This is a genomic window from Chryseobacterium hilariae (assembly GCF_051400735.1).
In the GTDB taxonomy this organism is placed as follows: Bacteria; Bacteroidota; Bacteroidia; order Flavobacteriales; family Weeksellaceae; genus Chryseobacterium.
Genome location: NZ_JBLFFJ010000001.1, coordinates 982,558 through 1,001,272 on the forward strand (window position 1 = coordinate 982,558; position 18,715 = coordinate 1,001,272).

General features: G+C 39.0%; 14 protein-coding genes and 1 pseudogene. 11 read left to right on the top strand and 4 right to left on the bottom strand.

What is annotated here, in order from left to right:
* Positions 1-42 precede the first annotated feature (42 nt).
* The 4 genes from ACMGDK_RS04590 to ACMGDK_RS04605 form a co-directional block, all read right to left on the bottom strand.
* Positions 43-1,182, bottom strand: coding sequence for an aspartate aminotransferase family protein (locus ACMGDK_RS04590; protein ID WP_436806846.1), 1,140 nt, complete (start codon positions 1,180-1,182; stop codon positions 43-45).
* Positions 1,183-1,449: 267 nt separating this feature from the next.
* Positions 1,450-2,412: an N-acetyl-gamma-glutamyl-phosphate reductase gene (gene argC / locus ACMGDK_RS04595; protein WP_436806847.1), complete on the bottom strand. Its 963-nt coding sequence runs from the start codon at positions 2,410-2,412 to the stop codon at positions 1,450-1,452.
* Between the two features lie 62 nt (positions 2,413-2,474).
* A complete protein-coding gene (gene argG / locus ACMGDK_RS04600; protein ID WP_436806848.1) occupies positions 2,475-3,668 on the bottom strand; it encodes an argininosuccinate synthase in 1,194 nt (397 codons plus the stop codon).
* Positions 3,637-4,242, bottom strand: a complete 606-nt coding sequence (locus ACMGDK_RS04605) for a GNAT family N-acetyltransferase (RefSeq protein ID WP_436806849.1) — start codon at positions 4,240-4,242, stop codon at positions 3,637-3,639. The genes argG and ACMGDK_RS04605 overlap by 32 nt, the downstream gene beginning before the upstream one ends.
* A 160-nt stretch (positions 4,243-4,402) precedes the next feature.
* Between ACMGDK_RS04605 and ACMGDK_RS04610 the strand changes: the two genes are divergently transcribed.
* From ACMGDK_RS04610 to ACMGDK_RS04660, 11 genes and pseudogenes are all read left to right on the top strand, one after another.
* Positions 4,403-4,819 carry an IS1/IS1595 family N-terminal zinc-binding domain-containing protein gene (locus ACMGDK_RS04610; RefSeq protein ID WP_436806850.1) on the top strand — a complete coding sequence of 139 codons (417 nt, stop codon included), beginning with the start codon at positions 4,403-4,405 and terminating at the stop codon, positions 4,817-4,819.
* Between the two features lie 284 nt (positions 4,820-5,103).
* Positions 5,104-6,483, top strand: coding sequence for a porin (locus ACMGDK_RS04615; RefSeq protein ID WP_436806851.1), 1,380 nt, complete (start codon positions 5,104-5,106; stop codon positions 6,481-6,483).
* A gap of 50 nt (positions 6,484-6,533) precedes the next feature.
* Positions 6,534-8,114, top strand: a complete 1,581-nt coding sequence (locus tag ACMGDK_RS04620) for an MFS transporter (protein ID WP_436806852.1) — start codon at positions 6,534-6,536, stop codon at positions 8,112-8,114.
* A gap of 44 nt (positions 8,115-8,158) precedes the next feature.
* Positions 8,159-8,386 (top strand): DUF6814 family protein, encoded by a 228-nt coding sequence (locus ACMGDK_RS04625; protein WP_111957580.1) that lies wholly within the window; start codon positions 8,159-8,161, stop codon positions 8,384-8,386.
* Between the two features lie 65 nt (positions 8,387-8,451).
* Entirely contained in the window at positions 8,452-8,646 is a 195-nt protein-coding gene (locus ACMGDK_RS04630) for a hypothetical protein (protein WP_436806853.1), read from the top strand.
* The gene (locus ACMGDK_RS04635) at positions 8,639-11,335 is read left to right on the top strand and encodes an ATP-binding protein (protein ID WP_436807251.1); all 2,697 of its coding nucleotides are present in this window, start codon (positions 8,639-8,641) and stop codon (positions 11,333-11,335) included. The genes ACMGDK_RS04630 and ACMGDK_RS04635 overlap by 8 nt, the downstream gene beginning before the upstream one ends.
* A 6-nt stretch (positions 11,336-11,341) precedes the next feature.
* Complete coding sequence (locus ACMGDK_RS04640; protein WP_426047128.1) at positions 11,342-11,704, top strand: response regulator transcription factor; 363 nt, start codon at positions 11,342-11,344, stop codon at positions 11,702-11,704.
* Between the two features lie 208 nt (positions 11,705-11,912).
* Positions 11,913-13,799 (top strand): AMP-binding protein, encoded by a 1,887-nt coding sequence (locus tag ACMGDK_RS04645; protein ID WP_436806854.1) that lies wholly within the window; start codon positions 11,913-11,915, stop codon positions 13,797-13,799.
* 57 nt (positions 13,800-13,856) lie between these two features.
* A pseudogene (gene acs / locus ACMGDK_RS04650) lies at positions 13,857-15,767 on the top strand (acetate--CoA ligase); the annotation flags it as partial.
* 256 nt (positions 15,768-16,023) lie between these two features.
* Positions 16,024-16,389, top strand: coding sequence for a hypothetical protein (locus ACMGDK_RS04655; RefSeq protein WP_436806855.1), 366 nt, complete (start codon positions 16,024-16,026; stop codon positions 16,387-16,389).
* Positions 16,390-16,502: 113 nt separating this feature from the next.
* The gene (locus ACMGDK_RS04660) at positions 16,503-18,713 is read left to right on the top strand and encodes a RelA/SpoT family protein (RefSeq protein ID WP_426047131.1); all 2,211 of its coding nucleotides are present in this window, start codon (positions 16,503-16,505) and stop codon (positions 18,711-18,713) included.
* The last annotated feature ends 2 nt before the right edge of the window (positions 18,714-18,715 follow it).

Below are 18,715 nucleotides of genomic sequence, written 5' to 3' on the forward strand. Positions count from 1 at the left end.
GATTTTTTAAATTAATTGTGATAATCTTAGCCCTTTTGTGGTTTAAATCTTATCTAAAACTACTTTTAAGGCATCGACAAAAAGATCTGTCTCTTCTTTTCCGATGTTAAGAGCCGGAAGGATCCTCAATACATTTTTGTCATTGGAATTTCCTGTAAAAATGTAATGATCGTACAACAGGCTTTTCCTCACTTCTGAACAGTCCTGATCTAACTCTACTCCAATCATTAATCCTTTCCTTCGGATGGATTTAATATGTGGAAAGTCTTTAATTTCGTTTTCAATATAATCACCCATTTCCTGAGCATTTGCTATAAGATCTTCCTCCTTCATAACATCCAGAACAGCAATCGCCGCTGCACAAGCCAAGTGATTTCCTCCGAAAGTTGTTCCAAGCAAACCGTTGGTTGCCTGAAATTTTGGATGAATCAAAACACCCCCAATCGGAAAACCATTTCCCATTCCTTTCGCGGTAGTGACCATATCCGGTTCAATTCCGAATTCCTGGTGGGCAAAGAAATACCCGCTTCTTCCGTACCCTGACTGAACTTCATCAAGAATCAGTGCTACGTCATATTTTTCACACAGTTCTTTAATTTTGGATAGGAATTCTGCAGTAGGAATCATGATTCCACCCACCCCCTGAATTCCTTCAATAATGACGGATGAAATTTCATTTCCCTGTGTTTCAAAGATCTCTTCAAGCTGTTTGATATCATTCCATTCAGATTTAATGAATCTTTCAGAAAAATTAACCGGAGCAACAATCTTTGGATTATCTGTCACAGAAACCGCCGCAGAAGTTCTTCCGTGAAATGATCCTGAGAAATAAAGCACTTTACTTTTCCCGTTATGGAAAGAGGCCAGCTTCAAAGCGTTTTCATTAGCTTCAGCTCCTGAATTACACAGAAAAAGATTGTACTCTTCATAGCCTGAAAGCTTGCCCAATTTATCAGCCAGTTCAGTCTGTAATTCATTCTGAACCGAGTTTGAATAGAAAGATATTTTCTCCAGCTGCTTTTTCAATTGAGTTTGATAATGAGGATGATTGTGTCCTATGGAAATCACCGCGTGACCTCCATAAAAATCAAGATATTTTTCTCCTTTATCATCCCAAAGAAAAGACCCCTGAGCTTTTACCGGATTTATGTTGAATAATGGATATACGTTGAATAAATTCATTTTTTTGTTGTTTATTTTTCTTTTGTCTTGAAACAAAAGAAACAAAAGTTCAAGACCTGGAAACTTCCGCTAAAAATTATTTCTATTCTCTAAAAATTCTAAAACTTGCGCGATTTCAATATTTGTTTTCGATTCAATATTTTTGTCGCGCTTCAAACAGTAGAATTTTCTTAACGTTCATAGAATTAATTTTCTTAACGCTCCATTTTCCTAAGTCGAATATTTCGGTTTTTCAATTCACAATTGACTTATTGACTATTCACTTTTTTAAAATGCTATCGGTTTTAAATTCAACCCCAGGCTTTCTTCCCAGCCCATCGCGATATTCATGTTTTGTACCGCTTGTCCGGAGGCTCCTTTCAACAAATTGTCAATCGCTGAGTGAATAACCGCTACATTTCCACTCTTTTCTATATGAATCACACAGCGATTGGTATTGACAACCTGCTTTAGATCAATTGCATTTTCACTTACCTTTACAAATGGCTCCTCTTCATAAAAATCCTGATACAACTGAACGATATCTGAAAGTATTAAATCCGTTTTCACTGTAGAACTTGTAAAAATTCCTCTTGCAAAATCTCCTCTCCACGGAACAAAATTCAGACTGACATCGTTATGATTAAACAAAACTAACTGCTGTAAAATCTCATCCACATGCTGATGTGTCAGCGTTTTGTATGCTGAAATATTATCATTTCTCCAGGTAAAATGAGTCGTTGCCTGTAAAGATTGTCCCGCACCTGTTGAACCTGTAATTCCTGTTGTGTATACTTCATTCAACAAACCTTTTTCTGCTAGCGGAAGAAGAGCCAACTGAATCGCCGTTGCAAAACATCCGGGGTTGGCAATACTTTTTGCTCCTTCCAGATTTTTTTTGTTGATTTCAGGAAGTCCATAGATAAATTGTCTGTTTCCAAAACCTCCGTCCAAACGGAAATCATTTCCAAGATCAATCACTAAAGTTTCATCTTTTACCGGATTTACAGTAAGCCAGTTCTGGCTTTCCTTATGAGGGAGACACAGAAATAAAATATCTACTTCTTCAGGTTTATCTGTTAAAACCTGCTCACAAACTGCCGTTAAATCCGGGTACAAATCTGAAATTTTTTTCCCCGAATTGGAACGGCTATATAAAAAACTCAATGTCACATTGGGATGAAAAGCCAGCACACGGATCAATTCGCTTCCTGTGTAGCCGTTGGCGCCTACAATTCCTACTTTTTTCATATGATTTTTTTGATTGACAGGAGCTCATCCTATCATTGGTTAAATCCCTCTTTTGAAACTCTTTATTTTGAATTGATCTGGTGGTAAATGTTTAAGGAATTGCTTACAATTTTTGTATATCCTTTTACATCTTCTCCTGTCCAGGCTCTGTTCGCTTCACCGTAGCTTCCAAATTTATCGGACATCAGATCGTGCTTGGATTCAATTCCGTTTAAAACAAACCTGTACGGATGCAAGGTTACAAATACTTTCCCGCTGACTGTTGCCTGAGAATCCGCTAAGAAAGACTCAATATTCCTCATCACAGGATCTAGGAAAAGTGCTTCATGAAGCCAATTCCCGTACCAGTCGGAAAGCTGGGATTTCATCATCTGCTGATATTTTGAAAGTGTATGTTTTTCCAGTAAATGGTGCGCTTTGATGATTACTGATGCCGCCGCTGCCTCAAATCCTACTCTTCCTTTAATTCCAACAATGGTATCTCCAACATGAATATCACGGCCAATTCCGTAAGCTGAAGCCAGTTCTTCAATTTTCTGGATAGCATAAACGGGATGTTTAAAATTTTCACCGTTTACCGCTACAACCTCACCATTTTTAAACTCAATCTCCAATTCTGAAGGCTGGGTTTCTTTGATTTGTGATGGAAAAGCTTCTTCCGGAAGGTAATTCCGTGATGTAAGTGTTTCTTTTCCTCCAACTGAAGTTCCCCAAAGCCCTTTATTTACGGAATACTGAGCTTTCTGGAACTCCATTTCATAGCCATAGCTTTTCAGGAACTCAATTTCTTCCTCACGGGACAGGCTCATATCACGGATCGGCGTAATGATCTCTACTTCCGGACACATTACCTGGAAAATCAAATCGAAACGGACCTGGTCATTTCCAGCTCCTGTACTTCCGTGAGCAATAGCATCTGCACCGGTTTCAATAGCATATTTTGCAATTTCCTGCGCCTGAACCGTACGCTCAGCGCTCACAGATAATGGGTACGTATTGTTTTTCAGCACATTTCCGAAGATCAGATACTTTACGCAAGAATTATAATAATCCTCCTGAGCATCAACGCACCTGTATTCTTTCACCCCCAGAGTGAAGGCTTTTTTCTCCAGTTCTTTTTCTTCCTCTTTAGAAAAACCACCGGTATTTACAGTCACTGCATACACTTCATATCCCAGTATTTCACTAAGATATTTGGCACAGTAAGAGGTATCCAAACCTCCGCTAAACGCTAAGACGACTTTCTTTTTCTCCATTGTACTCATCAATTTCGGACTGCTGAATTTCAGTCCCGTTTACTTTATTATTATTTTCAGGAACGAAAAGCATCGCTGTACACAAACAGTTTTTACGTTCCTTTTTTATTAAAATTTCATAGTTCACACAGTTCTTACACCCGTTCCAGAATTCTTCATCCTGAGTGAGCTCAGAATAAATTACTGGCTTATAACCAAGATCGCTATTGATCTTCATGACGGCAAGTCCTGTGGTTAACCCAAATACTTTTGCATTGGGATATTTTTCTCTAGATAACTGGAAAACTTTATTCTTAATTAAAGTGGCCACTCCTCTGTTCCTGTAATCCGGAGATACAATAAGTCCGGAGTTCGCTACAAACTGGCCATGTGACCAGGTCTCAATATAACAAAACCCCACCCATTTGCCGTTTTCAGTTGCAACCACAGCATTGCCTTCTGAAATCTTTTTCGTTAAGTATTCGATGGAGCGTTTTGCGATCCCCGTTCCTCTGCGCTGTGCTGAATCATACATTTCCTGCTGTATTTCACTTACATACATGAGATGTTCGCATGAGGAAATTTCTATTTCCATTTGTTTATCTAATTTTTTTGGCAAATTTAAAACATAATAACTTTAAAAACCAAATTAAAAAGATATTTTTTTTGATTTAACAAAATATACAGGTAATTTTATCTTTGTGTTAAAATAGAATATTGCTAAATTATTATATATTTGCTAAAAACATATAGCTATGGAAAATAAATGTCCAAAATGCGGCGGCAATAAGATTGTCAAAAGCGGTATTATTAACGAAAAACAGCGTTTTCTATGCAAAGACTGCAGGTATTATTTTACCGTCAAAAAAATGGGAAAACAGATTGATGACTACTATGTAACCAAGGCACTGCAGCTCTATCTTGAAGGCTTAAGCTTCCGTGAAATAGAAAGAATCATTGGAGTTTCTCACGTTACAATCAGCTCTTGGATCAAGAAATACAACATCACAAGGCCACCTCATTCTGAATTCCATCCTGTTTATAAAATTCTAAAGCAAAACGAATTAATTGAATATATGAGCCAAGAAGGAAACATCAAAAACTCAGGTCTCATTATCACTCAGTTTGCAGATAAGTATATGCTGATTAAGTGGGAAAGGTTTAAGAAGTAGGGAGATTCAAGAACCAAGATGCAAGACAGTGGTGGCTTCGAGAGCCTCAGCCACCAGATAGCTGCCCCTCATTAGCCAAAATTCAACCAACAACCCTTTCCATGCTCATTTATTATCAAACAGCTTAGACTATCAGCCTCGTCCAAAACCTGAAGCTCACATATAAAAATCAGATCATCACAGAAAAACTATACTATTACCAATAATATATATTAAATTTTTGTAAATAAATTATTAATTACAATTTGGCTTTCACAAAAAATAACGCCAAAAATTGATAATTTATGAAGAAATTACTTTCATTTATTGGATTAGCCTTAATAAGCGGTTCTTTATATTCACAGGGTTCTCCTGATTACGGAGGCGGATTAAAATTAAACCTCAATCCGGAAGGAGATAAGTACATCAGATTCATATTATGGGACCAATTCTGGCTCAGAAATACCCAAATGAACCCCGGAAGTATGGTAGCAGGAGAAGCCACCGACAATTCCTGGAGTCTGGGAAATAGAAGATTACGTGCATTAGTATACGCGCAAATCTCCAAAAGATACATGATCCTGGCCCATTTCGGGATCAATAACCAAACCTTCATCAACGGAGGAGCTACAGGCACCACTGGAACAGGAGGTCATGGAAATGGAAAGAAACCACAGCTGTTTTTTCATGATGCATGGAATGAATATGCAGTTATTTTACCTGGAGAAGCCGGAAAATTCAGTTTATCTTTAGGAGCTGGGCTTCATTACTATATGGGACTTTCCCGCATGACCATGGCCTCAACTCTGAATTTTCTTACTGTAGACTCTCCTATTTTCTCATGGCCGTTAATCGATAACTCTGATCAATTTGCAAGACAGCTCGGAATGTTTGCTAAAGGAAAATACGGCAAACTGGAATACCGTTTCAGCTTAAATAAACCTTTTGCAACAGATCTGGTTCCTGTGAATGTTACAGATCCTTCAAGAGCTTCAGCCGTTGACAATAATGGAAATCCCAGCTTTTCAAAAGCAGGATATGTAGAATATCAGTTCCTGGATGAAGAGTCCAATACCCTTCCTTTCAAAGTGGGCTCGTATTTGGGAACAAAGAAAGTATTCAATGTAGGTGCAGGTTTTTATCATCAGGCGGACGGGACAAGAACATCAGTCAATTCCAATATTGAAAAACACGACATCACACTTCTGGCAGTGGATGCTTTTGCAGACATTCCTTTGGGAAATGCAAAACACAAAATGGCCGTTTCTGCCTATGCTGGATATTATAACTACAATTTCGGCCCTAATTATATAAGAAACCTTGGAACAATGAATATTGCAGCCAATGATCCTAATTTTGCAGGAAACAGAGCCATTGCAGGACCCGGAAATCTACAGCCGATGATAGGAACAGGAAATGTAGTGTATGCCCAGGCAGGCTTGCTTCTTCCTAACCAGGCAGAAAAACCAAAGATCAGGATACAACCTTTCGCAGCATATACCCATAAAAACTTTGAAGCATTCGACAAGTCGTCTTCACAGTTTGATGTGGGTGCCAACTGGTTCATAGACGGCCATCACGCAAAAATTACTACCCAGTATTCCACAAGACCGGTTTATACCAGTCCTACGGAAAGCCCTTCCTCAAAAGGCGAATTCATTGTACAGTTTCAAATTTACCTTTAAACATCGGATGAACTTAATATCTTAATCCATTAACATCAAAATCAATCAACATGAGCGAAAATCACCACGAAAACTACGAGAATATGACCGACCGGCAGAAGAACCGCACCATCTGGAGTGTGATCACAGCTTCGTCACTCGGTACTCTGATAGAATGGTATGACTTTTATATTTTTGGAAGTTTAGCGATCGTTTTAGCGACCAAATTTTTCCCTGCTGATAATCCTACCGCAGCATTTTTATCTACGTTGGCTACTTTTGCGGCCGGATTTGTGGTAAGACCTTTCGGAGCTTTATTTTTCGGAAGACTGGGAGACATCATCGGAAGAAAGTACACTTTTCTTGTTACTTTGCTGATTATGGGATTCTCCACTTTCCTGATCGGATGCATTCCCGGATATGAAACAATCGGTTTCATGGCGCCGGTTTTAGTTTTAATCTTAAGACTTTTACAAGGTTTGGCATTGGGAGGTGAATACGGAGGTGCCGCGACGTATGTTGCAGAATATGCACAGCCTCACAGAAGAGGTTACTGGACTTCGTGGATCCAGACTACAGCAACTGCCGGACTTTTCATTTCATTAATCGTCATCTTAATTACTAAAAATTCACTATCTGCAGCAGAATTCGACTCCTGGGGATGGAGAGTTCCGTTCTGGATTTCAATTTTAATGGTGGGTGTGTCTTATTTCATCAGAAAAAACATGAAAGAATCTCCGCTTTTTGCAAAGGCCAAAAGTGAAGGGAAAACATCTAAAAATCCTTTAAAAGAAAGCTTCGGAAACAAGTTTAATTTCAAATTTGTTTTACTGGCACTGTTTGGCGCTGCGATGGGACAGGGTGTTATCTGGTATACCGGGCAATTCTACGCCATGAGTTTCCTGCAGAAAGTAATGAATATAGATTCGATGCAGGTCGATTATTTAATGGCTACTGCCTTATTAATGGGCACACCGTTCTTCGTGTTTTTCGGTTGGCTTTCAGATAAAATCGGGCGAAAAGCAATCATGATGGCCGGTATGCTGATTGCTATTTTAGCTTACAGACCTATTTATGACAGTATGTACAAAAGTGTAAATATTGAAGCTAAAACAGTTGCAAACGACGGGATCAAAGAGACAAGAACCGCTGCCATTCACAAAAACATTGCATCGGACAGCTTGATTACATTTCACAAAGAAACTACCTATACAGACGGAACTTTCATTAAAAAAGACAGCATCGTACACTGGTCTGCAGCCGGTCCTGTAATGAAAGACGGAAAAGCGGAAGAGCCAAAAGTCACAAAATCGATTACACTGAGCAATGATACAAGATGGTACCTGGTATTTCTGGTTTTCATTCAGGTGATTTTTGTAACTATGGTTTACGGCCCGATTGCCGCCTTCCTTGTTGAAATGTTCCCAGTAAGAATACGTTATACCTCGATGTCACTGCCTTATCACATTGGAAATGGAGTATTCGGAGGACTTCTTCCGGCCGTGGCTACCTACCTGGTCACTCAGGGAAAAGATGCAGGACATCCAACCTGGTATCTGGAAGGGCTTTGGTATCCGATTGGTGTGGCTGGAGTCTGTTTAATCATCGGATTGATTTATCTTAAAAATAAGAACAACAATATCCACGATTAATAGAGATAATCACTCAGAAATTTATTAATTTTAAATCTACTAAAATGAACGGATTAAAAAAAATATTAGGCATTGTATGGATCCTGGTGGCACTGGTAGTTGCATACTTCGGAATTACCGTAATGGGAATCCCTAAAATAACCTCGGGAAAACAGGAAGACCTGGTTTTCGGTATCATTATACTTTTTATACTAGTGCCGATTGTGTCCGGCGGAATGGCTATTTTCGGGTACTATTCGCTGATAGGAGAATATTCGGACGATAAAATTTAATAACCGATTAATGATAATTGATGAGTAACCCACACTCATCAATTATCTTTTATCAATCATCATGTATGAAGAAAAGACACGAACAAAAACTGATTATCCTGAGCATCGGACTTATGATGGCTTTCAGTATTCCTATTTCACTGCTTTTCAACAGTGAAAAGGATGTTTTCGGCTACCCGATGATTCTGATCTACCTGTTCGTAATCTGGATGATCTCCATCATTATCTCTTTTGTAATCGTAAAAAAGTATGATGAGTAGTTTCGCGTTATTTGTTGTTGTTTTAATCTATCTCGCTCTCTTATTCCTGGTTGCTCATCTGGCAGAGAAAAAGAAGAGCAAGCGATGGATCAATAATCCTTACATCTACGCATTGTCTCTGGCCGTGTACTGCACAGCCTGGACATACTACGGAAGCATCGGCGTTGCGGCTACCAGCGGACTGAATTATCTGCCGATTTACATAGGACCGATCATGATTATTCCCGCATGGATCTACATCAACACGAGAATCGTAAGAATTTCCAGAGTGAACAAAATCAGCAGTCTTGCCGATTTCATTTCTTTACGGTACGGTAACAGCAGAAGCTTCAGTGCGATCATTACGATTGTCTGTCTGCTCGCCATCGTCCCTTATATCGGACTTCAGATCAAAGCCATTTCCGAGACTTTTCACTTGGTTACCGAGACCTCGATGTCCAATAACATCTTGACCGACAATGCAACGTTTGTAGTTGTTTTAATCGCTCTTTTTTCTTCATATTACGGAACCCGATATGTGGATGCATCAGAGAAACGTTTGGGAATTATTTCTGCCATTGCTTTAGAAAGTTTTTTAAAGCTTTTCTTCATTATTATTCTGGGCATATTTGTCATTTACTTCGTATTTGACGGCTTTTCAGATATCTATGAGAAGGCAAGCAAGTTTGAAGATTTTAAAGAAAAAAACACTTTCAATGGAATTGAAGGCGCTATGAACTGGATGGTTTTATGTATGATTTCTGCCACGGCAATCTGCATTCTTCCAAGACAGTTTCACACCGCAATTATTGAGAACAGGCAAGAAAAACACATCAGAACAGCGATCTGGTTTTTCCCTTTGTACTTATTGATTTTCACTATATTTATCTTCCCGATTGCCTGGGGAGGAAGGCTTATTTTTGATGGAGAAAAGGTAAATCCTGAGTTCTATTCTATCCTGATTCCTCAGCATTTTGACAATACTTTAATTACGGTCTTTGTATTCCTCGGCGGCCTGAGCTCATGTATTTCCATGATCATTATTTCAGCCATTACTTTATCCATCATGCTTTCCAACAACCTCATCATTCCTTACGGTTTGTTGGGCAAGTTCAAATCTGACAACGAGGTTCAGAATACAAGAAATATTACGAATATCAGGAAATTCAGCATCTTCGCCCTGATCATCATGGCTTTTGTTTTCTATAAATATTTCATCCTGAAAACATCGCTGGATTCTGTAGGACTCATCTCATTTGTTGTCATTGCACAGCTTGCCCCTTCTTTTTTCGGAGCGATATTCTGGAGAAGAGGAAGCTATAAAGGTGCTGTAGCAGGTCTTCTGGCAGGATTAGCAATTTGTTATTTCGGACTGATTATTCCGCAATATTATTTCTCGTATAACCAGGAGTTCAAAGGGGCTATCCGGGAAATGTATGATGCGTTCACATTTTTTAATATTCCTTTTCTAAGCAGAATCCCACAGATCTTCTTCTGGTCTATTTTTACCAATACAGCTTTGTTCACCATTATTTCTGTAAGCGTTAAAGGGAATTATCGGGAAAGAAATTTCGCAGAATTATACGTGGATATCGACAAGTATATCCAAAACCATGAGAATGCTTTTATCTGGCGCGGAACGGCCTATGTTTCAGATATTAAAAATATTCTGGAAAGATTTTTAGGCAAAAATAAAACAGAACAGGCCTTAAGAATTTTTAATTTGAAATATAATATAGATTCTAAAACTGAAACCGCGGATTCAAGATTTATCAAGTTTTCTGAAAACCTTCTCGCAGGAAGAATCGGGACTGCATCTGCAAAAATTTTGATTGAAGGCGTAACCAAAGAAGATAAAATATCTTTAAAGGAAGTTTTAAACATCCTGGAAGAATCCAAAGAAAATATTACCCTTAATAAAAAACTCACCGAACAGTCAGAAGAATTACAGAAGCTTTCTAATGATCTGAGAACCGCCAATGAAAGCCTGATCATTAAAGACCGTCAGAAAGACGATTTCCTGGATTCCGTAGCCCACGAATTAAGAACTCCGATCACTGCCATTCGTTCGGCGGGAGAAATTTTAGCGGATGATGATGATATCCCACCGGACATCAAACAGGAGTTTTTAAACAATATCATCACGGAATCTGACAGGCTGAGTGAGATCATCAACGATATTCTCTACCTGGACAAACTGGAACACGGTGAAATAGCTTTGAACATTAAAGAAAACAATATCTTTGAAACCTACAAAAAAGCTTTAAACCCTCTACTCCATCTGATACAGCAGAAAAATATTCATTTAAGTGAAGTCAACCTCCTGAATCAAACCGTATTTGAATATGATGAAGCAAGAATGATCCAGCTTTTCCAGAATATTCTCGGGAATGCCTTAAAATTCACCGATGATCAGGGAACGATACAGACCAAACTGTCTGATAAAGAAAATTATCTCAACATCAGCATTTTCAATACGGGAAGACGTATTCCCGAAGAGGATCTGGAAATGATCTTCGATAAGTTTTACCAGTCAAAAAACCAAAATATTTTAAAACCTACAGGAAGCGGACTCGGACTGGCTATTTCAAAAAAAATTGTAGAGGCACACAGCGGAACAATAAAAGCGGAAAACAGCGGTCTGGGCGTAACTTTTACGATAAGCATTCCTTACAGCATAACAAAAAATGAAGTTGAACAAAACCAATAACCATCTATGAGAAAGATCATTATTGCCGATGACGAACACAAAATATTAATGTCGCTGGAATACAGTTTTAAGAAAAACGGTTACGACGTTTACATCGCAAGAGACGGAACGGAAGTCCTGGATTTCCTAAAAACAATGGTTCCGGACGTTATTCTTCTGGATATCATGATGCCCAATCTGGACGGATACAGCACTTTGGAAGCCATCAAAGAAGATGAAAGAATGAAAGATACAAAAGTCATTTTTCTAAGCGCAAAAAACAATCCTAAAGACATTGAAAAAGGCCTGAAAATGGGCGCTGATGCTTATGTAACGAAACCTTACTCTATTAAGAAGCTGATGCAACAGATTGAGGAGATGTTTGGGTAGAGGATTTTAGACGTCAGATACCAGACTTACAGACAGAGTGTTGGATTAAAGTTAAAAACTGGGGATATAGATATCTTGGGCAAGGTTTAAAATCTTGCCAAGGATAGAAAATTCAGACATACAACTGAAATATGAAACAGTAGATTGAAAACAAAACTCTAGCCCTTCGTCTGTCCGCAAAACAAAAACATAAGACACAAAAATTAATATGGACGCAGATAATCTCTTTAAACACAGCATAGAAGACAAAGAAAATTTCTGGAAGGAACAAGCTAAGGAAATTCAGTGGTTTGAGTTTCCGGAACAGATTCTTTCAAAAGGTAAAAATGACTATCCACAGTGGTATACTGATGGAAAACTCAATATTTGCTATCTATGCATTGATAAACACATTGAAGACGGTTTCGGAGATCAGACCGCCATCATTTACGATTCTCCCGTTACCGATCAGAAGAAGACCTATACTTTTAATCAGGCTAAAGAAGAAATGTCAAAATTCGCCGGAGGACTCGTTTCATTAGGTTTAAAAAAAGGCGATACAGCCGTTATTTACATGCCGATGATCCCACAGACCCTTTTTGCGATGCTGGCCTGTGCAAGAATCGGGGTGATTCACAATGTGGTTTTCGGAGGTTTTGCTCCCCACGAATTGGTTGTGAGAATTGATGACTGTAAGCCCAAAGCCCTGATTACCGCTACAGCCGGTGTAGAAATAGCAAGAAGAATTCCTTATTTACTACTTGTGGAAAAGGCCATCGAACTGGCACAGGATAAAGTGGACAACATCATTGTTTACAACAGAAAACTGGTAGACAACCAGCATGAAATGTTTGAAGGACTGATTGACTATGAAGAATTGGTTCAAAAGTCAGCGCCTGCAGACTGTATTTCCGTAGAATCAACCCATCCGCTGTATCTGCTTTACACTTCTGGAACTACCGGAAAACCAAAAGGAATTGTAAGAGATACCGGAGGTTATGCAACAGCGTTGAAGTTTTCCATGAAATACGTGTATGGTATTGAGCCTGGAGAAACTTATTGGGCAGCCTCTGATTTCGGCTGGGCAGTTGGACATAGCTTTAGCGTGTACGGTCCGCTTATCAACCGGAATACAACGATCATCTTTGAAGGGAAACCCATTATGACTCCTGACGCAGGCACCTTCTGGAGAATTATTTCAGAATATAAGGTTTCTGCAATGTTTACAGCTCCTACGGCCATCAGAGCTATCAAAAAAGAAGACCCGAACGGAGAACTGGTCAAAAAATATGATCTGTCTCATTTTAAAAAACAGTTTCTGGCCGGCGAAAGATGCGATGTAGCTACTTTGGACTGGTTTGCAGAACACATCGGAGTTCCCGCTATTGACCATTGGTGGCAGACAGAATCCGGATGGCCAATGCTGGGACTGATGACCTTTAATGATGATTATCAAATTAAAAGAGCATCTGCCGGAAAACCTATTCCCGGATATGACATTAAGATATTTGATGAGAATGGATATGAACTCGACGCCCATCAGGAAGGTTATTTAATTATCAAGCTTCCGCTTCCTCCGGGAGCACTTCTAGGCATCTGGAATGACAATGAGCGTTTTCAGAACAGCTATCTTTCTCAATACAAAGGGTATTATTTCTCTGGAGACGGTGCCATTCAGGATGAGGACGGCTATATTTTCATTACCGGAAGAGTGGATGATGTCATTAATGTCGCCGGACACAGACTTTCTACATCAGAAATGGAGGAAATTGTTTCGTCGCACCCCGATGTTGCCGAATGCGCTGTTGTAGGAATCGATGATGAACTGAAAGGACAGGTTCCATTCGCTACGGTTGTTTTGAAAAACGGTGCAGCAATCACTGAAGAAGAAATTGAAAAAGACATTATCCGAATGGTTCGTGAAAAGATAGGTGCTGTGGCCTTTTTAAAAAATGCAATGGTTGTTAAACGTCTACCCAAAACGCGTTCCGGAAAGATCTTAAGAAAATTGATCAGAACATTGCTGGATGGGAAAGATTTTCAGGTTCCATCTACGATAGATGATGAAAAAATTATTGAGGAAATTCAGGAAAAAATCAATGACTATAGGGCTTAAGCCATAAATTAAACATATATTTAATATTAATAAAATTCAAATTTCAAAAAACGAAGGGATATGAGAAATTACTTAATTGAAGATCTGCCACATTATTTTGAAGAGTATAAAAAGTCTATTAAAAATCCTAAAAAATTCTGGGATAAGATAGCTGACCAAAATTTTGTGTGGTACCAGAGATGGAGCAAGGTAGTTAAGTATGATATGAACGAAGCCAAAATCACATGGTTTAAAAATGCTAAATTAAATATCACCAAAAACTGTATAGACAGGCATCTGGCCGTAAGGGGCGATAAAACTGCCATTATCTGGGAACCTAACGACCCTAAAGAGGAAGCACAACATATTTCCTATACCGAACTATATAACCGCGTCAACAAAACAGCCAACGTTTTACGCGAAATGGGCATTGAAAAAGGGGACAGAGTATGTATTTATCTTCCTATGATCCCCGAATTGGCAATTACCATGCTTGCCTGTGCCAAATTAGGTGCTGTGCATTCCGTTATTTTTGCCGGATTTTCTGCTTCTGCCGTAGCTTCAAGAGTCAACGACTGTAATGCAAAGATGATTATCACATCAGATGGCAGCTATAGGGGAAACAAGGTTTTAGATCTGAAAAGCATTGTAGATGAAGCACTGGAAAAAACACCAAGCGTAGAATCCGTTCTGGTTGTGAAAAGAACACACAACGAGATCATAATGAAAGAAGGCAGAGACCATTGGATGACTGACCTGTACGAAAAAGCCTCCGCTGATTTCGTTACCGTGATCATGGATGCTGAAGACCCTCTTTTCATCCTTTACACTTCCGGCTCTACGGGAAAACCAAAAGGAATGCTTCATACTTCCGCAGGTTACATGGTGTACACAGCTTATACGTTTAAAAATGTATTTAATTATAAGGAAAATGATATTTATTGGTGTACAGCAGATATCGGGTGGATCACAGGACATTCGTACATTTTATACGGACCGCTTCTTAACGGAGCAACCACCGTTATTTTCGAAGGTGTTCCTACCTATCCTGAACCAGACCGTTTCTGGGAAGTGATTGAAAAACATAAGATCACCCAGTTCTATACCGCTCCTACCGCCATCCGTTCATTAGCAAAAGAAAGCACGGAATGGGTAGATAAACATGACCTGAGCTCATTGAAGGTGATCGGTTCCGTAGGCGAGCCTATCAATGATGAAGCCTGGCATTGGTTCAATGATCATGTAGGAAATAAAAAATGTCCCATTGTAGATACCTGGTGGCAGACGGAAACAGGAGGAATTATGATCTCACCGCTTCCGTTCGTTACTCCAACCAAACCTACCTATGCTACCCTTCCACTTCCGGGAATCCAGCCTGTCTTAATGGATGATAAACGCAATGAAATTACAGGAAACCAGGTGACAGGAAATCTCTGCATCCGCTTTCCGTGGCCGGGAATCGCAAGAACGATCTGGGGCGACCATCAACGATATAAAGAAACTTATTTCAGTGCTTTCCCAGGGAAATATTTCACAGGTGACGGTGCATTGAGAGATGAAGTAGGATATTACAGGATTACAGGCCGTGTAGATGATGTGATTATTGTTTCAGGGCACAATTTAGGAACAGCACCTATCGAAGACAGCATCAATGAACATCCTGCCGTTGCAGAATCTGCAATTGTTGGCTACCCTCATGACATCAAAGGAAATGCTTTATATGGCTTTGTGATCTTAAAAGAAACCGGGGAAGGCCGTGACAAGGAAAATCTGAAGAAGGAAATCAATCAGCTTATCTCGGATCAGATAGGACCGATTGCCAAGCTTGATAAGATACAGTTTGTTTCAGGACTGCCGAAAACACGTTCGGGAAAAATTATGCGTAGGATCCTGAGAAAGATTGCGGAAGGAGATTTCAGTAATTTCGGAGATATTTCGACATTATTGAATCCTGAAATTGTGGAGGAAATTAAAAATGAAAGGATATAAAATTTAATAATATCCAATGGAAACGGGCTTCGGTCCGTTTTTTTTATTCCCAAAAATTTCACAGATGCTATAGATGAATAGAGCCTGTAATACATTCAGAATACCCATCAAAACCAAACAGGTGTTCAATAGACATTCTCAAACATTTTAACATTACATTATAGATAAAATAATAAATTATAAATTTTAATAAATTAATAGCAATAATATTGAAAAATATTTATTATCTTTAAGTACAATTTTAAAACTATTGCTTATGTCAAATATATTAGCTGGATTATTTGCACATCACAGCGATTACAAAAAGCTTGAAGCCGATCTGGAAAATTCAGGATTTGAAAATTCAGATTACATAGTATATCTCCATACCGGCTCTGATACCTCTCAGTATCTGGCGAGTGTTGCGGTAAAAGATAATAACCAAACTGATGGCGCCCGAAATATTTTCAGCCAAAATTCAGTACTGAAGACCTATTTATTCGAGAATATGGGTATTGGAGAGGCACATTATGATCACATTAAACGATTTATTGATGCCAGAAACAGAGCCGAGATCCATAACAGCCCCGATGTGAGAATAAAGGCATCAAGCAGCGGCATGGATTCAGAAGTTAAATTCTGACAGAAAAACACAAAACCTAATAACCGGAAATCCGCAGAATGATCTGCGGATTTTTTATGGTGGAAAAGTTTAAAAAATTTCGTATTTTCGTTTAAATATAGGCGTTAGCACAAATGAGTTACGATTTAGAACAGGAAAACAAAGAGATCCTTGCCCGGTATAAGGATCTGATTTCGAATACATACAGGACTCTGGACGAGGAAAATAACAAGCTCATCCGGAAGGCATTTGATATTGCATTGGATGCCCATAAAGATCAAAGGAGAAAATCCGGCGAACCCTACATCTATCATCCTATTGCTGTTGCTAAAATTGTAGCTACAGAGATTGGTTTGGGAGCCACTTCTATTGCGTGCGCCCTGCTGCATGACGTAATTGAGGATTCAGACTATACCTATGAAGATCTTAAAAAGATTTTTGGAGAGAAGATCGCCAATATTGTGAACGGTCTCACAAAGATCTCTATCATGAATCACCAGAACATTTCTGTACAGTCTGAGAATTACAGAAAACTGTTACTGACGCTGTCTGAAGATTTCAGGGTTATTCTCATCAAGATTGCTGACCGTCTTCACAATATGCGGACACTGGAAAGCATGGCTCCGGACAAGCAGAAAAAGATCGCTTCGGAAACCGTTTATATCTATGCACCTATGGCGCACCGTTTGGGGCTGTATAATATCAAATCGGAGCTGGAAGATCTTTCCCTGAAATATAACAATCCTGAAGTTTATAATGAAATCACAGAAAAACTGGAACTGGCGAAAGAAAGCCGTGAAAGATATATTGAAGAATTTAAGAAAGAAGCTTCGGAAAGATTAAAGGAAGAAGGGTTAAATTTCACGATCAAAGGCCGTGCGAAGGCTATCTCTTCTATTTACAGAAAAATGCTTAAACAGGGAGTTTCTTTTGAGGAAGTTTTCGATAACTATGCGATCAGGATCATTTATAAGTCAGATGCAAAGAATGAAAAATTCCTGGCCTGGAAGATCTACTCTATTGTAACGGATGTTTACCACAGTAATCCTTCAAGAATGAGGGACTGGATCACGCAGCCACGTTCTACAGGGTACGAAAGTCTCCATTTAACCGTTCTGGGACCGGACAGAAAGTGGATAGAAGTACAGATCCGTTCGGAAAGAATGGACGAGATTGCCGAAAAAGGCGTTGCCGCTCACTACAAATATAAAGAAGGTTACAAACAGAGCTCTGATGACCGGAATTTTGAACGATGGGTTACTGAAATCCGTGATATTCTTGAACAGCAGCAAAACCTTTCCACATCTGAACTTTTAGATAATATAAAACTCAATTTATATTCTAAGGAAGTATTTGTTTTTACTCCAAAAGGGGAAATTAAAATCCTTCCAACGAATGCTACAGCTTTGGATTTTGCTTTTGCCGTTCACTCCGACCTTGGAATGAAATGTCTTGGAGCAAAGATCAACGGGAAGCTGGTTCCTATCTCTTATGTTCTTCAGAATGGTGACCAGATAGACATTTTATCTTCGCAGAACCAGAAACCTAAATCGGACTGGCTGGAATTTGTAGTGACATCCAAGGCCAAATCCAAGATCAAAAGCTACCTGAACTCCCAGAAAAACCAGCTGGTGGAAGATGGAAAAGAAATTCTCCAAAGGAAGCTTCGCCATGCAAAGATCAACTTTAATGATGAAGAGGTTAACAAACTTCAGAAGTTTTTCAATCTAAAATCTTCCCAGGAACTGTTCCTTAAATTCCAAAGCAATGAGCTGGATGTCAGCAGTCTGAGAAAATATATTGAGAGTAAAAACGTATTTAATAATTTACTTTCAAGATTCAGAAAATCTCCGGCAAAGAATACTCATTTTGAAGAACCGAAAGAACAGAATCTTGATATGATCGTTTTCGGGAAAGATGAAGAAAAACTGAACTACACCTATGCAAAATGCTGTACAGTAATTCCCGGCGATAAAATTTTTGGATTTATCACAATTTCTGACGGTATTAAAGTTCATAGCGACAACTGCCCGAACGCCATCAACCTGAGGGCACAGTACGATTACCGTGTCATCCCTGCCAAATGGGTGAATGCGGAAAGCTTTAAAAACAGGGTTAAGATTGAAATCGAAGGTCTTGACAGGATGGGAATGATCAACGATATTACAACCGTGATCAGCGGAAGCATGGGAATGGATATGAAAAGTATGTCCATAGAATCCAATAACGGTGTTTTTACAGGCAGCATCAATCTTGAAGTTAAAAACAAAAGTCAGCTGGAAGAAACATTTAAAAAACTTAAAAACATTGACGGAGTTTCAAGAGTGAGACGATTACAATCATAGAC

Bases quoted from the DNA above. Each gene is read 5' to 3' on its own strand.
- argG (WP_436806848.1), bottom strand. From the start codon at position 3,668: ATGGAGAAAAAGAAAGTCGTCTTAGCGTTTAGCGGAGGTTTGGATACC.
- ACMGDK_RS04605 (WP_436806849.1), bottom strand. From the start codon at position 4,242: ATGGAAATAGAAATTTCCTCATGCGAACATCTCATGTATGTAAGTGAA.
- ACMGDK_RS04655 (WP_436806855.1), top strand. From the start codon at position 16,024: ATGTCAAATATATTAGCTGGATTATTTGCACATCACAGCGATTACAAA.
- ACMGDK_RS04660 (WP_426047131.1), top strand. From the start codon at position 16,503: ATGAGTTACGATTTAGAACAGGAAAACAAAGAGATCCTTGCCCGGTAT.
- ACMGDK_RS04630 (WP_436806853.1), top strand. From the start codon at position 8,452: ATGAAGAAAAGACACGAACAAAAACTGATTATCCTGAGCATCGGACTT.
- ACMGDK_RS04625 (WP_111957580.1), top strand. From the start codon at position 8,159: ATGAACGGATTAAAAAAAATATTAGGCATTGTATGGATCCTGGTGGCA.
- argC (WP_436806847.1), bottom strand. From the start codon at position 2,412: ATGAAAAAAGTAGGAATTGTAGGCGCCAACGGCTACACAGGAAGCGAA.
- ACMGDK_RS04590 (WP_436806846.1), bottom strand. From the start codon at position 1,182: ATGAATTTATTCAACGTATATCCATTATTCAACATAAATCCGGTAAAA.
- ACMGDK_RS04640 (WP_426047128.1), top strand. From the start codon at position 11,342: ATGAGAAAGATCATTATTGCCGATGACGAACACAAAATATTAATGTCG.
- ACMGDK_RS04620 (WP_436806852.1), top strand. From the start codon at position 6,534: ATGAGCGAAAATCACCACGAAAACTACGAGAATATGACCGACCGGCAG.
- ACMGDK_RS04645 (WP_436806854.1), top strand. From the start codon at position 11,913: ATGGACGCAGATAATCTCTTTAAACACAGCATAGAAGACAAAGAAAAT.
- ACMGDK_RS04610 (WP_436806850.1), top strand. From the start codon at position 4,403: ATGGAAAATAAATGTCCAAAATGCGGCGGCAATAAGATTGTCAAAAGC.
- ACMGDK_RS04635 (WP_436807251.1), top strand. From the start codon at position 8,639: ATGAGTAGTTTCGCGTTATTTGTTGTTGTTTTAATCTATCTCGCTCTC.
- ACMGDK_RS04615 (WP_436806851.1), top strand. From the start codon at position 5,104: ATGAAGAAATTACTTTCATTTATTGGATTAGCCTTAATAAGCGGTTCT.